The following is a 20,478-nucleotide window of genomic DNA, read 5'->3' on the forward strand; positions in this document are numbered from 1 at the left end:
TCACGGTACCGCCAGCGCCGGATCGTCGCGGGGGAGACGCCATACTGGCGAGCCAGCTCGCTATCCGTGATGCTGGAGGGCGCCGCCTGGATCTCGGACCGGATCTTCGGTGTTGTCGTGGCCTGCTTATGCAGCTTGATGTCCATGAATCGGCTCCCGAATGAATTGCTGTAGAAGCTCTCTGGCTGCCAGCAGAGGATAACTCCTATAACTCATTTGATCATCCGGGACCCTACAATTAGAAGAAAACGCGGGAAAAAGGTTTTTGAGGTAAAAGCGAATATTGTCCTTAGAAAACAATAAGTTATTTTGATATGTTTTGATAGGTTTCACGGGGCTTTACCACTTCAGAATGAGGTTCACTTCCCGATGCAGAACTCGCCGAAGATCTTGCCCAGCAGGTCGTCGGCGCTGAATTCGCCGGTGATCTCGCCGAGTGCCTGCTGGGCGGCGCGCAGGTCCTCCGCCAGCAGCTCGCCGGCGCCCATGCCCTCGAGCTGGGCGGCGCCGTTGTCGAGCGCTTCCCCGGCCCGCTCGAGGGCATCGAGATGGCGCCGCCGTGCCGAGAAGCGTCCCTCGGTGGTGGCCGAGTAGCCCATCACCGACTTGAGGTGATCCTTCAGGTTATCCACACCCGCACCGGTCTTTGCCGACAGGCGAATGACCGGCGGGGTTGTGGACAAGTCGATCCCGGCGGCCTCGCCGAGGGTGTCGATCTTGTTGCGCACCAGCGTTAGCCGCCCGGGATCGGCCAGCCGCGAGACGAACTCCGGCCAGATGGCCATGGGGTCGGTGGCCTGCGTGGTGGCGGCGTCGACCAGCAGCAGCACGCGGTCGGCCTTCTCGATCTCCTCCCAGGCGCGCTGGACACCGATGCGCTCCACGGCGTCGGGGGTGTCGCGCAGCCCGGCGGTGTCGATCACGTGCAGCGGCATGCCGTCGAGGTGGATGTGCTCGCGCAGCACGTCGCGGGTGGTGCCGGCGATGTCGGTGACGATCGCCGTGTCCTGCTCGGTCAGGGCGTTGAGCAGGCTGGACTTGCCGGCGTTGGGACGCCCGGCGATCACCACGTTCATGCCCTCGCGCAGCAGCGCGCCCTGGCTCGCCGAGCGGCGCACGGTCTCCAGCGCGTCGCGGATGGCGGCGAGCTTGCCGGCGACGTGGCCGTCGGCGAGGAAGTCGATCTCCTCCTCGGGGAAGTCGATGGCCGCCTCGACGTACATGCGCAGCTCGATGAGCGAGTCGACCAGGGCGGCGACCCGCTCGGAGAAGGCGCCCTGCAGCGAGCGCAGGGCGTTCTCGGCGGCGGCGCGGGAGCTGGCGTCGATCAGGTCGGCGATGGCCTCGGCCTGGGCCAGGTCGAGCTTGTCGTTGAGGAAGGCGCGCTCGGAAAACTCGCCGGGACGCGCCAGGCGGGCGCCCAGCGTCACGCAGCGCTCGAGCAGCATGTCCATGAGTACCGGGCCGCCGTGGCCCTGCAGCTCGAGCACGTCCTCGCCGGTGAAGGAGTACGGCCCGGGGAAGAACAGGGCGATGCCTTCGTCGATGACCTGCCCCTCGGCGCCCAGGAAGGTGCCGTAGCGGGCGTGACGCGGGGCCGGGCAGTGGCCGATCACCGCTTCGGCGATCGCCCGGCAGGCCGGCCCCGAGACCCGGATGATCCCGACACCGCCGCGTCCCGGCGGCGTGGCCAGGGCGGCGATGGTATCCGGCGTGTAGAGTGGCGTTTCGGGCATGGTGCTGGCTCTTTGAAGGGTGGAGACCATTGTCGTCATCCGGGGCTGAAACGCCAGACCCCCGCACGAGGGCGGGGGTCTGGTGCAGCGGATTGCCGGAGACGCGCTACTTGCCCTTGGCGGGGGCGGTGTCGCCGACGATCTTGCGGGTGATCACCCACTGCTGAAGGATCGACAGGCTGTTGTTGACGATCCAGTAGATCACCAGGCCGGCCGGGAACCACATGAAGAAGAAGGTGAAGACGATCGGCAGCATCTTCATGATCTTCGCCTGGGTGGGATCGGGCGGCGCCGGGTTGAGCGACTGCTGGACCCACATGCTCAGCCCCATCAGCAGCGGCAGCACGAAGTACGGGTCCTTCATCGACAGGTCGTTGATCCACAGCATGAACGGCGCGTGGCGCAGTTCCACGGACTCCTTGAGCATCCAGTACAGTGCGATGAACACCGGCATCTGGATGACGATCGGCAGGCAGCCCCCCAGCGGATTGATCTTCTCCTTCTGGTAGAACTTCATCATCTCCTGCGACATCTTCTGGCGATCGTCGCCGAAGCGTTCCTTAATGCGCTGCATCTCGGGGCCGAGCTTGCGCATCTTGGCCATCGACTTGTAGGCCTTGGCGGACAGCGGGAACAGCACGGTCTTGACGATGACCGTCAGCAGGACGATGGACCAGCCCCAGTTGCCGAGCACGCTGTGGATCTTCTCCAGCAGCCAGAACAGCGGGTTGGCCAGGAACCACAGCCAGCCGAAATCGACGGTGAGTTCCAGGTTGGGGGCCACGGCGGCCAGGCGCTCCTGAACCTTGGGGCCCATGTAGAGGGTGGCGCTCAGGTCGGTTTCGCCGCCGGGGGCCACACTCTGGGTCGGCCCAGCAAAGGCCACCACGTTGCGATCCCGGGAGTCGGTGGTCGCATAGTAGAGGTTCTGCTGGTTCTGGGCGGGCACCCAGGCGGAGGTGAAGTAGTGCTGGATGATCGCGACCCAGCCACCCTCGACGTCACGGTTATTGAACTCGCCGTTCTTGATCGCGTCGAAGCCGACCTTTTCGTAGTGATTGTCCGGCGAGGAGTAGGCCGCGCCCAGGTACGAGCTCATGCCCATGCCGCCGCTGGTGGACGGGTCGGGGCTGTTGTCGCGGGCGAGCTGGCCGATGAAGCGGGCCGTGACAGGGGTTTCGCTCTGGTTGGCCAGGTGGTAGCTGACCTTGACGGCATAGCTGTCGCGGTCGAAGACCAGGCGCTTGATGACGTCGACGCCATTGACGGTGGCCTTGAGGTCGACGGTCAGCGACTTCTCGCCCTGGGCGAGGGTGTACCGGGTCTTTTCCGGGGTGAAGGCGATGCGCCCCTTGTGGCCCTCGAGCTGGAGTCCGGACTTGGCGACATAGCTGCGGGTGCGGCCGTCGGAAAGCAGGACGAAGGGATGCTCGGCGTCGCGGCTCATCTTGTGCTGCGGAAGCGCCGCATAGACGATGTCGCCGCCCCGCGGGTCGATGCGCACATCGAGCACGTCGGTCTTCACGTCGATCAGGCTGCGCCGATTGTCGGCGGCGGCATTGTCCGCCATCGTCGGGCTGGCGTTGCCTCCCGACTTGCCGGCGGGGGCGGCCAGGCTCTGCGCGTCGGCGGGCTGGCTGCCGTCATCGCCGGCGGCCGACTGACCGCTGCTGCTGAACGAGGGCGAGGGGGTTTCGGCAGGGGTCTGCCCGTAGTCCTGATTCCACTGGATGACCAGCAGGTAGGCAAGAACCGCGAGCGGAATCACGAGTAACAGTCGTTTTACGTCCATTAGGGATCTGCCCGATGGGAAGTTGGATCACTCTGGCGACTCGGCCAGCACGCTGTTCCGGTCAGGAGGGCGAGGCGACCGCCGCCTGCTTGCGAACCTCCTTTTCCAGGCGTCGCCACAGGCCGTGCAGCTGGCGGTGCAGCGTGGGGTTATCCAGGTCGCTGACGCCGCGACGGGCGAGGACCACGATATCCACGGCGGGCAGGCGATGCTGCCGGAGTCGGATGGATTCGCGCACGAGGCGCTTGAGACGATTGCGATCAACGGCGCGACGGACATTCTTCTTGCTCACCACCAGGCCGACACGGGGATGCCCCAGTGCATTGGCTCTGGCGAGAACCAGGATGCCCCTGGCGTGAACCTTGTACGTGGCGCGATCGAAGACGTATCGATAGTCCCCGGCAGTCAGCAGGCGCAGTTGCCGGGGAAAGCCCTGACAGGACATTCGCGGCCGATCAAGCGCTCAGACGCTTGCGACCCTTGGCACGACGACGTGCCAGAACCTGACGGCCATTCTTGGTGGCCATGCGAGCACGGAAGCCGTGCGCACGCTTGCGCTTGAGAACGCTGGGTTGAAAGGTGCGTTTCATGACGTTGAATTCCCACGTGGTGGATTGGAAGTGACAGTTGTCCCCCCTCCCCAGACGGGGCAGCGGGACGGATTTGGCTCAAGGCGGGAAATTCTAGTGAATTCGCCAGCCACGTGCAATTTCTGCGCGCGATTATCCACAACGGGTTCTTTCAACGCCCGGCGGTTCGGCCCGCCATGGCCTGTCTCCGGTGAAGTCCACCAGGCGCCATCCGAGCGAAGACCGTCGACGGATCATCGCTTCCGCCGTGACGGCCGGCCTTACTATAATCATTGGGTTTCTTGATTGATGTTGTTATTACTATTGGGGATAGTTTTTGTGGATAAAGCATTTATTGCTTGAAAAATCAGTCAAGTGGGTATTTGACGAATCTGTGCACAGCCGCTTGGGAAGCGGTGAGTCTCGTGTCACGAGCCTGTGGATGAAATAGCGGATTATCCACGACCCCTCGCTTGTACCCGAAAGGTACCCGTTGCATCCACTCGTTCGTACCCGAGTTTTCCACAGCGCGTTCGCCGCTGCCCGGCGTGTGGATAACTCGTCTCGAGAACGCTACAATGCTCGGTCATTCGCAAATCGGGATGGGTCTCACGCGTGTCGGTCGCTCTTTGGCAACAATGTCTGGACTACCTGCAGGACGAGCTGAACTCGCAGCAGTTCAACACCTGGATTCGCCCCTTGCAGGCGGAAGATACGGCGTCCAACGAGCTTACCTTGCTGGCGCCTAACCGCTTCGTGCGCGATTGGGTCAGCGACAAGTACCTGAAGCGCATCAACGAGCTGCTGCGTGAACTGGCACCGGCCAAGCCGCCCAAGGTGGCGCTGGCGGTGGGCAGCCGGCGTGCCGCGCCCAGCCCCCAGCCCCGGGATCTCGGCAACCCGGTGTCGGCCAGCCGCTTTCGCCAGCCCGCGGCGCCGGCGGTGCAGACCCCGCCGCGGGGCGACTACGCCGACGAGCAGGAGATCGAGACGCTGCGCGAGGAGTCCGCGCGCCGCGGCGGCGCGAACGGCGAGCGCCAGGTCCAGGTGGAGGGCAGCCTCAAGCACCAGAGCGGCCTCAATCCCAACTTCACCTTCGACACCTTCGTCGAGGGCAAGTCCAACCAGCTGGCCCGCGCGGCTTCGCGGCAGGTCTCGGAGAATCCCGGCGGCGCCTACAATCCGCTGTTCCTGTACGGCGGGGTGGGGCTCGGCAAGACGCACCTGATGCATGCGGTGGGCAATCAGCTGGCCATGCAGCGCGACAACGCCCGGGTGGTCTACCTGCATTCCGAGCGTTTCGTCGCCGACATGGTCAAGGCGCTGCAGCTCAACGCCATCAACGACTTCAAGCGCTTCTACCGCAGCGTCGACGCCCTGCTGATCGACGACATCCAGTTCTTCGCCGGCAAGGAGCGCTCCCAGGAGGAGTTCTTCCACACCTTCAATGCGCTGCTCGAGGGCGGTCAGCAGATGATCCTGACCTCGGATCGCTACCCGAAGGAGATCAGCGGGGTCGAGGAGCGTCTCAAGTCGCGCTTCGGCTGGGGGCTGACCGTGGCGATCGAGCCGCCGGAGCTGGAGACGCGGGTGGCGATCCTGATGAAGAAGGCCGACCAGGCCAAGGTCGATCTGCCGCACGACGCGGCCTTCTTCATCGCCCAGAAGATCCGCTCCAACGTCCGCGAGCTCGAGGGCGCGCTGAAGAAGGTGATCGCCGACTCGCACTTCATGGGCAAGCCGATCACCCAGGACTTCATCCGCGAGTCGCTCAAGGATCTGCTGGCGCTGCAGGACAAGCAGGTCGGGGTGGACAACATCCAGCGCACCGTGGCCGAGTACTACAAGATCAAGGTGGCGGATCTGCTCTCCAAGCGGCGCTCGCGCTCCGTGGCCCGGCCGCGTCAGGTGGCGATGGCGCTGGCCAAGGAACTCACCAATCACAGCCTGCCGGAAATCGGCGATGCCTTCGGCGGCCGCGACCACACCACCGTGCTGCACGCCTGCCGCAAGGTGCAGGCCCTGCAGGAAGAGAGCGCCGACATCCGCGAGGACTACAAGAACCTGCTGCGCCTGCTGACCAGCTGAGACGACGCACATCCCGCCGAACCGGCGGCACGAACATCGCCTTGATATTCAGGACAAGAGTGGAGCCCTCATGAAATTTTCCATCGCCCGCGAAGCCCTGCTGCGCCCGCTGTCGCTGGTGGCCGGCGTCGTCGAGCGCCGCCAGACGCTGCCGGTGCTGTCCAACGTGCTGATCGAGGTGCAGGACGCCCGTCTGGCCCTGACCGGCACCGACCTCGAGGTGGAGCTGATCGGCCGCGCCGAGCCCAGCCAGGTCGACGAGCCGGGCTCGGCGACGGTCCCCGCGCGCAAGCTGATGGACATCTGCAAGTCGCTGCCCGAGCAGTCCGAGATCACCTTCTCGCTGGAGGACGGGCGCGCGATCCTGCGTGCCGGGCGTTCGCGCTTCACGCTCTCCACGCTGCCGGTGGCCGAGTTCCCCAACATCGAGGACGGCCAGGCCAGCCAGGAGCTGAGCCTGTCGCGGGGCACGCTCAAGCACCTGATCGACGCCACCGGCTTCGCCATGGCCCAGCAGGACGTGCGCTACTACCTCAACGGCATGCTGCTGGAGTTCGGCCATCATCTGGTGCGCACGGTCGCCACCGACGGCCATCGCCTGGCCATGTGCACGCGCAGCGCCGAGATCGACGTCGAGCCGGCCCAGAAGCTGATCGTGCCGCGCAAGGGCGTGCTCGAGCTGTCGCGGCTGCTCGACGGCAGCGACGAGCCGGTCAATCTGACGCTGGGCGCCAACCACGTGCGCGCCCACACCGGCGAGTTCACCTTCACCTCCAAGCTGGTGGACGGCAAGTTCCCCGACTACGAGCGGGTCATCCCGCGCGGCGGCGACAAGACCTTCATCGCCGATCGCGCCGAGCTGCGCCAGGTGCTCTCGCGGACCTCGATCCTCTCCAACGAGAAGTATCGCGGTGTGCGCCTCAACCTCGAGGAGGGCAACCTGCGCGTGCTGGCCAACAACCCGGAGCAGGAGGAAGCCGAGGAGAACGTGGCCATCGAGTACGACGGCAATGCCATGGAGATCGGCTTCAACGTCGGCTACCTGATCGACGTGCTCAACGCGCTGGACAACGAGCGCATGCAGATGACCCTGTCCGATCCCAACAGCAGCGCCATCATGGAAGAGCCCGGCGGCGGCGACGCCCTCTACGTCGTCATGCCCATGCGCCTGTAATTTTCCCACCGCGACGGAGCGCCTCCGGGCGCTCCCGGAATCCCCCATGCCTCTCGATCGCCTCTCGTTTCAGGGCCTGCGCAATCTGGCGTCGCTGGAGATGCGACCCTCGGCCACCGTCAACCTGATCAGCGGCGACAACGGCAGCGGCAAGACCAGCCTGCTCGAGGGTATTCACATCCTCGGCATGGGCCGTTCGTTTCGCACTCAGCAGCTCAAGCACGCCATCCATCACGACCATGACAGCGTCACCCTGCACGGGCGGCTGGCGGGCGATCCGCCCGTGCCCCTGGGGGTGCGGCGTCACCGCCAGCAGGCGGAACTGGAGATGCGCATGGCCGGTGAGCGGGTGGGGCGGGTCGCCCAGCTCGTCGAAGCGCTGCCCCTGCAGCTGATCAACCCCGATGCCTTCCGTCTTCTGGAAGGTTCGCCGGCGGCGCGTCGCGAGTTTCTCGACTGGGGCGTGTTTCACGTGAAACATGACTTTCTCGAGGCCTGGCGGCGCATGCGCCGGGCACTGAAACATCGGAACGCCCTGCTCAGGCATGATAGAATGGACGCCCAGTCGCTGGCCGTCTGGGAACGGGAGCTGGTGCACTGGAGCGAGCGGCTGGATGCGCTGCGCAGTGCCTACATGGCGGACTTCCTGCCGGTCTTCGAGGCCACGCTGGCCGAGCTGCTGCCCCTGCCGGGCCTGTTGCTGCGCTACCACCGCGGCTGGGATCGCCAGCGCGATCTCGCCGAGCTGCTCGCGCAGGGCCGGACGACGGATCGGCAGATGGGCTTCACCCAGCAGGGACCGCAGCGCGCCGACCTGCGCATCCGGGTCGACCGCCGCCCGGCGGTCGAAGTGCTCTCCCGAGGGCAGCAGAAGCTCGTGGTCAGCGCGCTGAAGCTGGCTCAGGGGCGGCTGCTCGAGCAGTGCACGGGACGGACCTGCGTCTACCTGATCGACGACCTGCCGGCCGAGCTGGACGCCGCCCATCGCCGCCTCTTCTGCCACTGGCTGGCACGCATGCAGTGCCAGGTCTTCATCACCAGCGTCGATCCCGATGCGCTGGTGGAGGCGTGGCAACCGGGCACGGCCATGGCGATGTTTCACGTGAAACAGGGCCGACTGACAGCACACGGAACATGACTTCACGACGGAGTAGTCAATGAGCGAACAGGCTTACGACTCATCGAGCATCAAGGTCCTCAAGGGGCTGGATGCCGTGCGCAAGCGGCCCGGCATGTACATCGGCGACACCGATGACGGCACCGGCCTGCATCATATGGTGTTCGAGTTGGTGGACAACTCCATCGACGAAGCGCTGGCGGGCTACTGCAGCGAGATCCGCGTGATCATCCATCCCGATGAGTCGGTCACGGTCAGCGACAACGGCCGCGGGATTCCCACCGACATCCACAGCGAGGAGGGGGTTTCCGCCGCGGAAGTCATCATGACCGTGCTGCATGCCGGCGGCAAGTTCGACGACAACTCCTACAAGGTCTCCGGTGGGCTCCACGGGGTCGGGGTATCGGTGGTCAACGCCCTGTCCGAGGAGCTCAAGCTGACCATCTGGCGTGCCGGCAAGGTGCACGAGCAGCTCTACCATCACGGCGTGCCGGATGCGCCACTGGCGGTGGTGGGCGAGACACAGCAGAGCGGCTCGCGGGTGCACTTCCGGCCGTCCGGCGAGACCTTCGCCAACATCGAATTTCACTACGACATCCTCGCCCGCCGCCTGCGCGAACTGTCGTTTTTGAATTCCGGCGTGGCCATCCGCCTGACCGACGAGCGCAGCGGCAAGGAAGAGCTTTTTCACTACGAGGGCGGCCTCAGGGCCTTTGTCGACCACCTGAACACCAACAAGAGCACGCTCAATCCGGTGTTCCATTTCGAGGCCCAGCGTCCCGACGGCATCGCCGTCGAGGTCGCGATGCAGTGGAACGACACCTTCGCCGAGAACATCTTCTGCTACACCAACAACATCCCCCAGCGCGACGGCGGCACCCACCTGGCCGGCTTCCGCGCGGCCCTGACCCGGACCCTCAACCACTACATCGAGGCGGAAGGGCTGAGCAAGAAGGCCAAGGTCAGCACCTCTGGCGATGACGCCCGCGAGGGGCTGACGGCGATCATCTCGGTCAAGGTGCCGGATCCCAAGTTCTCCTCGCAGACCAAGGACAAGCTGGTTTCCTCCGAGGTGAAGACGGCGGTGGAGCAGGAGCTGGGCCGCGAGTTTTCCGACTACCTGGTCGAGCGTCCCAACGAGGCCAAGTCGATCGTCAACAAGATGATCGACGCCGCCCGTGCCCGCGAGGCGGCGCGCAAGGCCCGCGAGATGACGCGCCGCAAGGGAGCGCTGGACATCGCCGGGCTGCCCGGCAAGCTGGCCGACTGCCAGGAGAAGGACCCGAGCCTGTCCGAGCTGTATCTCGTGGAGGGCGACTCGGCGGGCGGCAGCGCCAAGCAGGGCCGCGATCGCCGGACCCAGGCGATCCTGCCGCTCAAGGGCAAGATCCTCAACGTCGAGAAGGCGCGCTTCGACAAGATGCTTTCCTCGGCGGAGGTCGGCACCCTGATCACCGCGCTGGGCTGCGGCATCGGGCGTGAGGAGTTCAACCCGGACAAGCTGCGCTACCACTCGATCATCATCATGACCGATGCCGACGTCGACGGCTCGCACATCCGCACGCTGCTGCTGACATTCTTCTTCCGTCAGATGCCCGAGCTGATCGAGCGCGGCCATGTGTTCATCGCCCAGCCGCCGCTGTACAAGATCAAGCGCGGCAAGCAGGAGATGTACCTGAAGGACGAGCAGGCGCTGCTCGACTATCTGACCACCACCGCGCTGGACGGTGCCAGTCTGCACGTCAACGCCGACGCCCCGGGCATCAGCGGCGAGCGCCTCGAGGCGCTGGTGACCCAGTACCGCGACGTGATGAAGCGCATCGACCGGCTGTCCAAGGTGTATCCCAGCGAGGTGCTGCGCAAGATTGTTCACGCCGCGACGCTCGACGGCGAGGAAAGCCTGCGCGATCGCGTCACCATGGAAAACTGGATCGCCTTCCTGCAGACGGAGATGGATGCCCTGGTTGACTACGAAGGCGGCCCGCGCTATGTCTTCCAGCTGCACGAGGACAGCGAACGGGGCTTCCTGCTGCCCGGCGTGGCACTGACGGCACACGGCGTCACTACCGACTACCTGTGGGGGGCGGACTTCTTCCGCAGCATCGACTATCGCAAGCTGGCGGCGCTGGGCGAGACGCTCAATGGCCTGCTGGGCGAGGGCGCCCATGTGGCGCGCGGCGAACGCAGTCGTGTCGTGACCACCTTCTACGAGGCGCTCGAGTGGTTGATGAGCGAGGCCCAGCGCGGCTTCTCGATCCAGCGCTACAAGGGGCTGGGCGAGATGAACCCCGAGCAGCTGTGGGAAACCACCATGGACCCCGAGACCCGGCGCATGCTGCGCGTTTCCATCGAGGACGCGGTGGCCGCGGACATGATGTTCAACACCCTGATGGGGGATGAGGTGGAGCCGCGTCGGGACTTCATCGAGAAGAACGCGCTGGTCGCCAACCTCGACGTCTGATCCCGAGAGTCCACCACTCGTCGGCATGTTTCACGTGAAACAGGCCGCCGACAAGACGCCCCGGTCGAAAGCTTCGGCCGGGGCGTTTTCGTAAGTACGGTTGGCGATGTCGTCAGGCGAGGCGGCGGCTGGGCTCGAGCCGGATCGCTACCGCCTTGGAGGTCGGCGTGTCGGAGCCGATGCCGACGCTTTCCAGCGGCACCAGCGGGTTGGTCTCGGGGTAGTAGGCCGCACAGCAGCCGGCCGGAATGGCGTAGCTGACCAGGCGGAAGGCGTCCGCCCGGCGTTCGCGATCTCCATGCGATTCGCCCACCAGGTCCACCCAGTCGCCATCACGCAGTCCCAGGCGCTCGAGGTCCTCGGCGTTGATGAACAGCACCCGGCGCTGGCCGTGAACGCCCCGATAGCGATCGTCGTAACCGTAGACCGTGGTGTTGTACTGGTCGTGACTGCGCAGGGTCTGCAGCGTCAGCCAGCCGGCGTCGCGGAGCTCATGAAGCCGCTGGTGCATCACCGCGTCGGGCAGCTCGGCGTTCGAGAAGACCGCCTTGCCCGATGGCGTGACGAAGCGCCGCTGCCGGGCCGGGTTGTCGAGGGCGAACCCCCGATGCCGACGCAGACGGGCGTTGAACGCCTCGAAGCCGGGAATCACCGCTTCGATTTCTGCGCGGATACGGTCGTAGTCGTCGATCCAGTCCCGCCAGTCGAGGGCTTGGCCGGTCGCCTCACGCAGGGTACGTGTGAGGGCGAGGGTCGCTTCGGCGATGCCGGCGACGATCGCCGGCTCCGAGCGCAGCGCCGCCGAGGCCGGCTCCATGCGCCCCCGGCTGGCGTGCACCATCGACATGGAATCCTCGACGCTGACCGCCTGCACGTCGCCGTCTGGCCCCTGACGATCGAACTCGCTGCGTCCCAGGCAGGGCAGGATCAGTGCCTCCTCGCCGATCATCAGGTGGCTGCGATTGAGCTTGGTGCTGATCTGCACGTTGAGCCGGGTCCGGCCCAGTGCCGCCTCGGTGCGCGGAGTGTCCGGCGTTGCGCGGGCGAAGTTGCCACCGAGGGCGATGAATACGTTCGCCTCGCCCCGTTCCAGGGCGGCGATCGCCGACACCGTGTTGTGTCCCGGGCGGCGCGGCAGGGGCAGACCGTAGCGAGCCTCGAGGGCGTCGATCAGCCAGCCGGGGGCCTTCTCGTCGATGCCCACGGTGCGGTTGCCCTGGACATTGGAATGGCCGCGAACCGGACACGGTCCGGCGCCTTCACGGCCCATGTGACCGCCCAGCAGCAGCAGGTTGACGATCTCGCGCACGGTGTCGACCGAATGCACGTGCTGAGTGATGCCCATCGCCCAGGTGGCGATGACGCGCCGGGACTGCGCATAGACCGTCGCGGCGCGGGTGAGCGCGTCGCGGCTCAGGCCGGACTGGGCCTCGATGCGCGACCAGTCGGTGGCTGCCACCCGGTTGCGCCAGGCGTCCAGGCCCTCGGTCAGGTCGTCGAGGAAGGCCCGGTCGGGCGTGTAGTCGCCGTCGTCGATCATCGCGAACAGCGCCTTGGCGATGCCGCGTACCGCGGCCATGTCGCCGCCCAGCTTGGGCTGGAAGTAGTGCGAGCTGATGCGGTGGCTGCCGCCGCGCAGCATCTCGCGGGTGTTCTGCGGGTCGGCGAAGCGCTCCAGCCCCCGTTCGCGCAGCGGGTTGAAGGTGACGATCGCCGCGCCGCGCTCGGCGGCACGACGCAGGTCACCGAGCATGCGCGGGTGGTTGGTGCCGGGGTTCTGGCCGAACACGAAAATGGCATCGGCGTGCTCGAAGTCCTCCAGCGACACCGTGCCCTTGCCGACGCCGAGACTGGCCGTCATGCCCAGCCCGCTGGCCTCGTGGCACATGTTGGAGCAGTCCGGCAGGTTGTTGGTGCCGTAGACCCGGGCGAACAGCTGGTAGAGGTAGGCCGCCTCGTTGCTGGCCCGGCCGGAGGTATAGAACAGCGCGCGGTCGGGAGCGATGGCGGCGAGGTGCTCGGCGATCAGGGCGAAGGCGTCCTCCCAGTCGATGGGATGGTAGCGATCGTCGGCCGCGTCGTAGCGCATCGGTTCGGTGAGCCGGCCCTGATCCTCGAGGCGGAAGTCGTCCCAGCCGCGCATCTCGCTGACCGTGTGCTGCGTGAAGAAGCGCCGGGTGACCCGCCTGGCGGTGGTCTCCCAGGCCACGGCCTTGACGCCGTTCTCGCAGAACTCGAAGGAGGACTGGTGGTCGGGATCGCCCCAGGCGCAGCCGGGGCAGTCGAATCCGTCGGGCTGATTGGTGGCCAGCAGGGAGCGGCTGCCCGTGAACGGCGACCGGTTGTGCAGCAGATGGCGGCCGACGCTCTTCAGCGCGCCCCAGCCGCCGGCGGGGCCGGGGTAGGGCGCGATGCGCGGAGCGCGGGTCTTTCGCGGGTCGACCTGGGGAAGGGGGTCGTCGCTCGGCAGGGACGAGTCGCTCATGGGCAAGCTCCGGCAGTCGATTCAGCCTCTGAGCTTACGGCGATCCCGCCACGGCGACCAATTGTTACGGCGGATGAGTCGATAGACGCCACCGATCATCTCGGCTCGGCGTCGGACTGCCACAGCGACAGGGCGGCCTGAAGCCGACGACTCGGCGCGCGGGTGGCGTGCCACAGCAGGCCGACGCGATCCCCGTCGCCCGGCAGACGGCGAGCGATCAGCGGCGTCCGGCCGGTGACGCGCTCGACGAAATGGGCCGGCAGCACGCTGACGCCGACGCCAGCGTGCAGCATGGCTTCCAGGGTGGCGATCGAATTGGCCTCGACGACCGGCGTCACCGCGACGCCGTGGGCGGCCAGCCGGGCCTCGAGCCGCTTGCGATGCTCCATCTCCGGGGTCAGCAGGCACAGTGACCACCGGTCGAGCGCCTGCCAGCGAGGTGCCTCGGGCAGCGTGAAATGGGCCGGCGAGGCGATCAGGGCGGGTTGCTCGCGGTAGAACTCGCGGTGCGCATAGCCGGCCATGGCCGGGGCGTCGGTGTAGCCCAGCACCAGGTCCAGAGACCCGTCCTCCAGCCCCTGGGCGAGGGCCGGCGTGGCCAGTTCGCGCACTTGCAGGCGCAGGCGGGGAAAGGCGTCGCGCAGCGCCGGCAGCCGTGCATCGAGGGCATACAGCGCCGACGGGATCACCCCCAGGCTCAGGCAGCCGCAGGGCGCGGTGTCGGGGCCGACGTCGGCGCGCAGGGCATCGAATTCGTCGAGGATGCGATGGGCGTGGGCGAGCACCCGTTCACCCTCGGGCGTCAGCCCCTCGAAGCGGCGGCTGCGCCGGATCAGCGGCGTGCCCAGCTCCTCCTCGAGCTGCTGCAGGCGGGCCGAGAGGGTCGGCTGCGTGACGTGACAGGCCTCGGCGGCGCGGCCGAAGTGCCGTTCCCGGGCAAGGGCGACCAGGAAGGTCAGCTGGCGATGGTCCATGCGTATTCCGGGATCAGCACGACTGGCCGGCGCGGCCGGTCAGCAGGGCCTCGACGAAGGCCGCGAGGTCGTCGTGCACGGGCACGTCGGCGAGCGCCTCGGCATGCTGCTCGAGGGTCCGTCGGCCCTTGCCGGTGCGCACCAGAGCGACCCGGCACCCCGCGGCGCGGCCGGCCTCGATGTCGCGCAGGCTGTCGCCGACCATCCAGGCGCCCTTCAGCGAGCGCAGGCCGAGCGAGTGGCGAATGTCTTCCAGCAGGCCGGGGCGGGGCTTGCGACAGGTGCAGTCGGCGTCGGGACCGTGCGGGCAGACGGCGATGTGGGCGAGCCTGGCGCCGCGCTCGGCGAGGCGCTGCTGCAGCCGGCAGTGCATGGCCTCCAGCGTGGCCCGGTCGAAGTAGCCGCGGGCGAGCCCCGACTGGTTGGTGGCCATGGCCACCTGAAAGCCGGCGTGGCAGAGCCGGACGATGGCGTCGACGGCCTGCGGGTAGGGCCGGAATTCGTCGGCCGACTTGATGTAGGCGTCGGAGTCGTGATTGATGACGCCGTCGCGATCGAGGATGACGAGCTTGTCGGTCATGGGGCGCACCTGACGCAAAAGGCCAGTGTAGGCGGGTGTTTCACGTGAAACAACGGGGAGGGCCGGGCCCTGAGAGGCGGGGTGATGTTTCACGTGAAACATCGGGCCACCCATGAAAAACGCCGGCGCATCGGCACCGGCGCTTCATGTTGCAGCTGAGCCGTAATACTTACTGCGGCAGTTCGGCGATGTCGGCGACCTCGTGGAACAGACCCTGCAGGTCGGCCAGCAGCGCCAGGCGGTTGCGACGTACCGCTTGATCGTCGGCCATGACCATCACCTCGTCGAAGAAGGTATCCACCGGCTCGCGCAGTGCCGCCAGGGCATCGAGGGCCTCGCTGTAGCGGGCCTCGGCGAGCAGCGGCGCGACCTCGCGCCGCCGGGCGGCCAGGGCCTCGGCCAGGGCGCGCTCGGCGTCGGATTCCAGCAGGGCGGCATCGACCTGCTCGGCGACGTCGTCGGCCTGCTTGGCGAGGATGTTGGACACACGCTTGTTGGCGGCGGCCAGGGCGGCGGCTTCCTCGCGATGGCTGAAGGCGCTGACGGCGTGGATGCGCCGGGCGAAATCCAGCGGCCGGGTGACCGGGCGCGAGCGCACGGCGAGGTAGACCTCGACGGGGATGCCTTCGTCCTGGGTCCAGGCCCGGAAGCGGTCGAGCATGTACTCGAGCACCGTGTCGACCAGCCCCTCGGCCTGGGGCAGGTGGCGGTGCTGGGCGGCGGCCTCCCAGAGCAGCTCGCGCAGGTCCAGGTCGAGCTCGGCCTTGATCAGGATGTTGAGCACGCCGATCGCCGCGCGGCGCAGGGCGAACGGGTCCTTGGCGCCGGTGGGGCGCTGCCCGATGCCGAAGATGCCGGTCAGGGTGTCGAGCCGATCGGCCAGCGCCAGGGCCAGCCCCGTCTTGGTGGCCGGTACGGCGTCGCTGGCGAAGCGCGGCAGGTACTGCTCGTGCAGCGCCTGGGCGACCTCCTCGGGCTCGCCGTCGTGGCGCGCATAGTAGCAGCCCATGATGCCCTGCAGTTCGGGGAACTCGAGGACCATCTCGCTGACCAGGTCGCACTTGGCCAGCTGGGCGGCGCGCCCGGCATGCTCGGCGTCGCCGGCGATGCGCTCGGCGATGAAGCGGGCCGTCGCCTCGCTGCGATCGGCCTTGTCGGCCAGCGTGCCCAGCTGCTGCTGGAAGACCACGCTGCCCAGCCCCTCGCGGCGCGAGGCCAGGCTGTGGCGCAGATCGGTCTCGTAGAAGAAGGCGGCGTCGGCCAGACGCGGGCGGATCACCTTCTCGTTGCCCTCGATGACCTGCTGCGGATCGCGGCTGTCGATGTTCGCGATGGTGATGAACAGCGGCTTGAGACGGCCGTCGGCATCGAGCAGGTGGAAGTACTTCTGGTTGGCCTTCATCGACGAGATCAGGCATTCCGCCGGTACCTCGAGGAAGCGCTCGTCGAAGCTGCCGGTCAGCGCCACCGGCCATTCGACCAGGCCGCTGACCTCGTCGAGCAGCGCCGGGTCGATGACCGCGGTGGCTTCCTGGACCTCGGCCTCGGACAGCACCTGCTCGCGGATGCGCTCGCGGCGCACCCGGCGATCGGCCAGCACCCAGGCATCCTCGAGAACCGAGAGGTAGTCGTCGGCGTGGGCCAGGCTCAGGGGTGCCGGCGCATGGAAACGATGCCCCCGCGTCTCGCGGCCGGCCGCCAGGCCCAGCACCTCGGTCGCGACCACGTCGCTGCCGTAGAGCGTGACCAGCCAGTGCACGGGGCGCGAGAACTCGATGCGCGAGGCGCCCCAGCGCATGTTCTTGGGCACCGGCAGGCCGGCGACGGCGCGCTCGAGAATCGCCGGCAGCAGGGCGGTGACTGCCTCGCCCGGCTGTTCGTGGCGGTGGCCCAGCCAGGTGCCCTTGTCGGTTTCCAGGTGGATCAGCTCATCCACCGTGACGCCGCAGGAGCGCGCGAAGCCCTCGGCGGCCCGGGTCGGTTGGCCGTCCTTGAAGGCGGCGGCCAGTGCCGGGCCGCGACGCTCGATCTCGCGGTCGGGCTGCTTGTCGGCCAGCTCGCGAATCTGCACGGCCAGGCGGCGCGGGGTGGCGTAGGCCCGGACCTCGCCGAAGGCGACTTCCGCCTCGCGCAGCCCGGCGACGAGGCCGTCGGCCAGGCCGTCGGCCAGGGCATCGATGGCACCCGGCGGCAGTTCCTCGACGCCCAGTTCGACCAGTAGGGTATTGGAAGCCATGCTCAAGCGTCTCCCTGTTCGGCTAGCAGTTCGCGGCGAAGGGCCTCCGGCGCCATGGGGAAGCCGGCCGCCTTGCGGGATTCGTAATAGGCGTGGGCGACGTCACGGGCCATGGTGCGCACGCGCAGGATGTAGCGCTGACGCTCGGTGACCGAGATGGCGTGACGGGCGTCCAGCAGGTTGAAGGTGTGCGAGGCCTTGAGGACCATCTCGTAGGCCGGCAGCGGCAGGTTGGCCGCGATCAGCTTGCTGCACTCGCTCTCGAGGTGGTCGAAGCTGGCGAACAGCGCCGGCACGTCGGCGTGCTCGAAGTTGTAGGTCGACTGTTCCTTCTCGTTCTGCAGGTAGACGTCGCCGTAGGTGACCCGGGTGCCGTCGGGGGCGAGCGTCCACACCAGGTCGTAGACGCTGTCGACGTCCTGCAGGTACATGGCGATGCGTTCCAGGCCGTAGGTCAGTTCGCCGGTGACCGGGTAGCACTCGATGCCGCCGGCCTGCTGGAAGTAGGTGAACTGGGTGACTTCCATGCCGTTGAGCCAGACTTCCCAGCCCAGCCCCCAGGCGCCGAGGGTGGGGGACTCCCAGTTGTCCTCGACGAAGCGGATGTCGTGGACCAGCGGGTCGAGGCCCAGGCGCTCGAGCGAGCCGAGATACAGCGCCTGCAGGTCGGCCGGGGAGGGTTTCATCACCACCTGGAACTGGTAGTAGTGCTGCAGGCGGTTGGGGTTCTCGCCGTAGCGCCCGTCGGTGGGGCGACGCGAGGGCTGCACGTAGGCGGCGTTCCAGGTCTCGGGGCCGATCGAGCGCAGGAAGGTGGCCGGGTGGAAGGTGCCGGCCCCGACCTCCATGTCCAGCGGCTGCATGATCACGCAGCCCTGCTCGGCCCAGTACTGCTGCAGGGCCAGGATCAGGCCCTGAAAGGTTGTCACGTCTGGCGTCGACTGTGTCATTTGAGGGTCACCGTTGGCCCATGAATTCACGAACCGCCAAGTATACAATTAGCGGTTAATCGGTTATAGGCACCGTGCCGAATTGCCAGAGCCATCCCGTGGTTCATGGCGAGGGGCGCCGGGGGCAGACCGAAGAGGAGGTTCGACGCCATGGATGGCGTCGGTAGCGCCCAAGGACGGGTTCATAGCGCCTCCTCGCAGGTCTGCCGACGGATCAGCCCTGAGGGACAAGGATACCGCTTTCCGCGATAGCCCTGACCGAGCTGGACGGTTCGCGCGGGACAGCTCATGCCACAGAGGACTGCTGAAATGATCGTAGTGACGGGCGGCGCCGGCTTCATCGGCGCCAATCTGGTGAAGGCGCTCAACGCGCGCGGCCACGACGACGTGCTGGTGGTCGACGATCTGACGGACGGCACCCAGTTCGTCAATCTGGCCGACTGCACCCTGGGGGACTACCTCGACAAGGACGACTTCCTGGCCCGGGTGAAGGCCGAGCTGCGCGGCGAGCCCGCCGGCCTGCCGCCCATCGAGGCGATCTTCCACGAGGGCGCCTGCTCGGACACCACCGAGTGGGACGGCAGGTTCATGCTCGACAACAACTTCGAGTATTCCAAGGTGCTGCTGCACTACTGCCAGCACAAGCGCATCCCCTTCCTCTATGCGTCGTCGGCGGCCACCTACGGCGGCAGCGAAGTGTTCGTCGAGGCGCCGGAGCACGAGAAGCCGCTCAACGTCTACGGCTACTCCAAGCTGCTGTTCGATCAGTACGTGCGGGCCCGCTGGGACGACTTCACCAGCCAGGTGGTGGGGTTTCGTTACTTCAACGTCTATGGCCCCCGCGAGCAGCACAAGGGCAAGATGGCCAGCGTCGCGTTTCATCACCATACGCAGGTCCAGGCGGGCGAGAATCCCAAGCTGTTCGGCGCCTGGGACGGCTACGAGGCCGGCATGCAGAGCCGCGACTTCGTCTACGTGGGCGATGTGGTCGACGTCAACCTGTGGTGCCTCGATCATCCCGAGGTGTCCGGCATCTTCAACCTGGGGACCGGCCGGGCCGAGCCCTTCAAGGCGATCGCCGAGACGGTGATCGACTACTACGGCAAGGGCGAGATCGAGTACATCGACTTCCCCGAGGGGCTCAAGGGCCGCTACCAGAGCTACACCCGTGCCGACATCACGCGCCTGCGCGAGGCCGGCTACACGGCCGAGTTCAAGACCGTGCGCGAGGGCGTGCGGGCCTATCTGGACCAGTTGAATGACTGACGCGACTCACGCACCGCGCCTGCTGGTCGTCGGCCCGTCCTGGGTCGGCGACATGGTGATGGCGCAGAGCCTGTTCATGACCCTCAAGCAGCGTCACCCCGGGGCCTACCTCGGCGTAGTGGCGCCGGGCTGGTCGCTGCCGATCCTCGAGCGCATGCCCGAGGTCGACGAGGCGATCGCCCTCGATGTCGGTCACGGCGAGTTCGGCTGGCAGACGCGTCGCGCCGTGGCCCGTTCGCTGAAGGGGCGCTTCGACCGGGCGATCGTCCTGCCGCGTTCGTGGAAGTCGGCGCTGGTGCCGTTTCTGGCGCGGATCCCCGAGCGTGTCGGCTTCACCGGCGAACAGCGCGTGGTGCTGCTCACCGAGCGTCGCAAGCTCGACAAGCGCGTGCTCGACCAGACCGTCAAGCGCTTCGTGTCGCTGGGGCGTGAGGCCGCCGAGGCCGGAACGGGTGACTTCCCGATCCCCGCTCCCCGGCTGCGGGTCGACCCCGACAACCAGCAGCGGCTGCGCGCGACCCTGGCGCTGGGGGAGCGGCCGGCCATCGGCCTGATGCCGGGCGCCGAATACGGGCCCGCCAAGCAGTGGCCGCTTGCGTATTTCCGCGAACTCGCCGCGTCGCTGACCGCGGCGGGCCATGCCGTGTGGGTGCTGGGCGGCCCCAAGGATGCCGAGGATGGCGACGCCATCGCTCAGGGGCTCGACCACGTCGTCAACCTCTGCGGCCGGACTCGGCTCGTCGACGCCGTGGACCTGCTGGCCGCCTGCGAGCAGGTGGTGACCAACGACTCCGGCCTGATGCATGTCGCCGCCGCCGTCGGCACCCGGATCCAGGCGGTCTACGGCTCGTCGTCGCCCGCCTACACGCCGCCGCTCACCGACAACGCCGAGATCCACTACCTGGCGCTGGACTGCTCGCCCTGTTTCCAGCGCACCTGCCCGCTGGGTCATACCAACTGCCTCAATCATATCCGGCCCGAGCGCCTGCTCCGGGCCATCACCGGCGACAGCCGGACGATCGCCCGCCAGGGCTGATCGTCATGGCGGCC

The 20,478-nt window shown here is 67.2% G+C and carries 15 protein-coding genes and 1 pseudogene; 6 read left to right on the forward strand and 10 right to left on the reverse strand.

What is annotated here, in order from left to right; all coding sequences use genetic code 11:
- The 5 genes and pseudogenes from G7A98_RS16745 to rpmH all read right to left on the reverse strand — a co-directional run.
- Positions 1-146 (reverse strand): annotated as a pseudogene (locus G7A98_RS16745) (IS481 family transposase); the annotation flags it as partial.
- Positions 147-359: 213 nt separating this feature from the next.
- On the reverse strand, positions 360-1,736 hold the full coding sequence (gene mnmE, locus G7A98_RS13345; protein WP_163650177.1) for a tRNA uridine-5-carboxymethylaminomethyl(34) synthesis GTPase MnmE: 1,377 nt from the start codon (positions 1,734-1,736) through the stop codon (positions 360-362).
- A 106-nt stretch (positions 1,737-1,842) separates the two neighbouring features.
- Positions 1,843-3,528, reverse strand: coding sequence for a membrane protein insertase YidC (gene yidC / locus G7A98_RS13350; protein WP_163650178.1), 1,686 nt, complete (start codon positions 3,526-3,528; stop codon positions 1,843-1,845).
- Between the two features lie 61 nt (positions 3,529-3,589).
- Entirely contained in the window at positions 3,590-3,973 is a 384-nt protein-coding gene (gene rnpA / locus G7A98_RS13355) for a ribonuclease P protein component (protein WP_163650179.1), read from the reverse strand.
- Between the two features lie 10 nt (positions 3,974-3,983).
- Positions 3,984-4,118 (reverse strand): 50S ribosomal protein L34, encoded by a 135-nt coding sequence (rpmH, locus tag G7A98_RS13360; protein WP_163650180.1) that lies wholly within the window; start codon positions 4,116-4,118, stop codon positions 3,984-3,986.
- A gap of 594 nt (positions 4,119-4,712) precedes the next feature.
- Here rpmH and dnaA point away from each other — a divergent pair.
- From dnaA to gyrB, 4 genes are all read left to right on the forward strand, one after another.
- The gene (gene dnaA / locus G7A98_RS13365) at positions 4,713-6,185 is read left to right on the forward strand and encodes a chromosomal replication initiator protein DnaA (RefSeq protein WP_163650181.1); all 1,473 of its coding nucleotides are present in this window, start codon (positions 4,713-4,715) and stop codon (positions 6,183-6,185) included.
- 70 nt (positions 6,186-6,255) lie between these two features.
- A complete protein-coding gene (gene dnaN, locus G7A98_RS13370; protein WP_163650182.1) occupies positions 6,256-7,359 on the forward strand; it encodes a DNA polymerase III subunit beta in 1,104 nt (367 codons plus the stop codon).
- A 46-nt stretch (positions 7,360-7,405) separates the two neighbouring features.
- Positions 7,406-8,497: a DNA replication/repair protein RecF gene (gene recF, locus G7A98_RS13375; RefSeq protein ID WP_163650183.1), complete on the forward strand. Its 1,092-nt coding sequence runs from the start codon at positions 7,406-7,408 to the stop codon at positions 8,495-8,497.
- 19 nt (positions 8,498-8,516) lie between these two features.
- On the forward strand, positions 8,517-10,937 hold the full coding sequence (gene gyrB / locus G7A98_RS13380) for a DNA topoisomerase (ATP-hydrolyzing) subunit B (protein WP_163650184.1): 2,421 nt from the start codon (positions 8,517-8,519) through the stop codon (positions 10,935-10,937).
- A 112-nt stretch (positions 10,938-11,049) separates the two neighbouring features.
- Here the strand turns inward: gyrB and G7A98_RS13385 are convergent, their stop codons facing one another.
- The 5 genes from G7A98_RS13385 to glyQ all read right to left on the reverse strand — a co-directional run bounded on the left by G7A98_RS13385 (position 11,050) and on the right by glyQ (position 18,162).
- Positions 11,050-13,422 carry an FdhF/YdeP family oxidoreductase gene (locus G7A98_RS13385; RefSeq protein ID WP_163650185.1) on the reverse strand — a complete coding sequence of 791 codons (2,373 nt, stop codon included), beginning with the start codon at positions 13,420-13,422 and terminating at the stop codon, positions 11,050-11,052.
- A gap of 95 nt (positions 13,423-13,517) precedes the next feature.
- Positions 13,518-14,396 (reverse strand): LysR family transcriptional regulator, encoded by an 879-nt coding sequence (locus G7A98_RS13390; protein ID WP_163650186.1) that lies wholly within the window; start codon positions 14,394-14,396, stop codon positions 13,518-13,520.
- 13 nt (positions 14,397-14,409) lie between these two features.
- On the reverse strand, positions 14,410-14,976 hold the full coding sequence (gene gmhB / locus G7A98_RS13395) for a D-glycero-beta-D-manno-heptose 1,7-bisphosphate 7-phosphatase (RefSeq protein ID WP_163650187.1): 567 nt from the start codon (positions 14,974-14,976) through the stop codon (positions 14,410-14,412).
- A 169-nt stretch (positions 14,977-15,145) separates the two neighbouring features.
- Positions 15,146-17,212 (reverse strand): glycine--tRNA ligase subunit beta, encoded by a 2,067-nt coding sequence (gene glyS, locus G7A98_RS13400; RefSeq protein WP_163650188.1) that lies wholly within the window; start codon positions 17,210-17,212, stop codon positions 15,146-15,148.
- A gap of 2 nt (positions 17,213-17,214) precedes the next feature.
- The gene (glyQ, locus tag G7A98_RS13405) at positions 17,215-18,162 is read right to left on the reverse strand and encodes a glycine--tRNA ligase subunit alpha (RefSeq protein ID WP_163650189.1); all 948 of its coding nucleotides are present in this window, start codon (positions 18,160-18,162) and stop codon (positions 17,215-17,217) included.
- 309 nt (positions 18,163-18,471) lie between these two features.
- On the opposite strand from glyQ, the gene rfaD reads away from it, so the two are divergent.
- On the forward strand, positions 18,472-19,428 hold the full coding sequence (gene rfaD / locus G7A98_RS13410; protein WP_163650190.1) for an ADP-glyceromanno-heptose 6-epimerase: 957 nt from the start codon (positions 18,472-18,474) through the stop codon (positions 19,426-19,428).
- Positions 19,421-20,464 carry a lipopolysaccharide heptosyltransferase II gene (waaF, locus tag G7A98_RS13415; protein WP_163650191.1) on the forward strand — a complete coding sequence of 348 codons (1,044 nt, stop codon included), beginning with the start codon at positions 19,421-19,423 and terminating at the stop codon, positions 20,462-20,464. The genes rfaD and waaF overlap by 8 nt, the downstream gene beginning before the upstream one ends.
- Positions 20,465-20,478: the final 14 nt, after the last annotated feature.

The sequence above is a fragment of the Modicisalibacter sp. 'Wilcox' genome, assembly GCF_010993675.1.
Lineage (GTDB): Bacteria > Pseudomonadota > Gammaproteobacteria > Pseudomonadales > Halomonadaceae > Modicisalibacter > Modicisalibacter tunisiensis.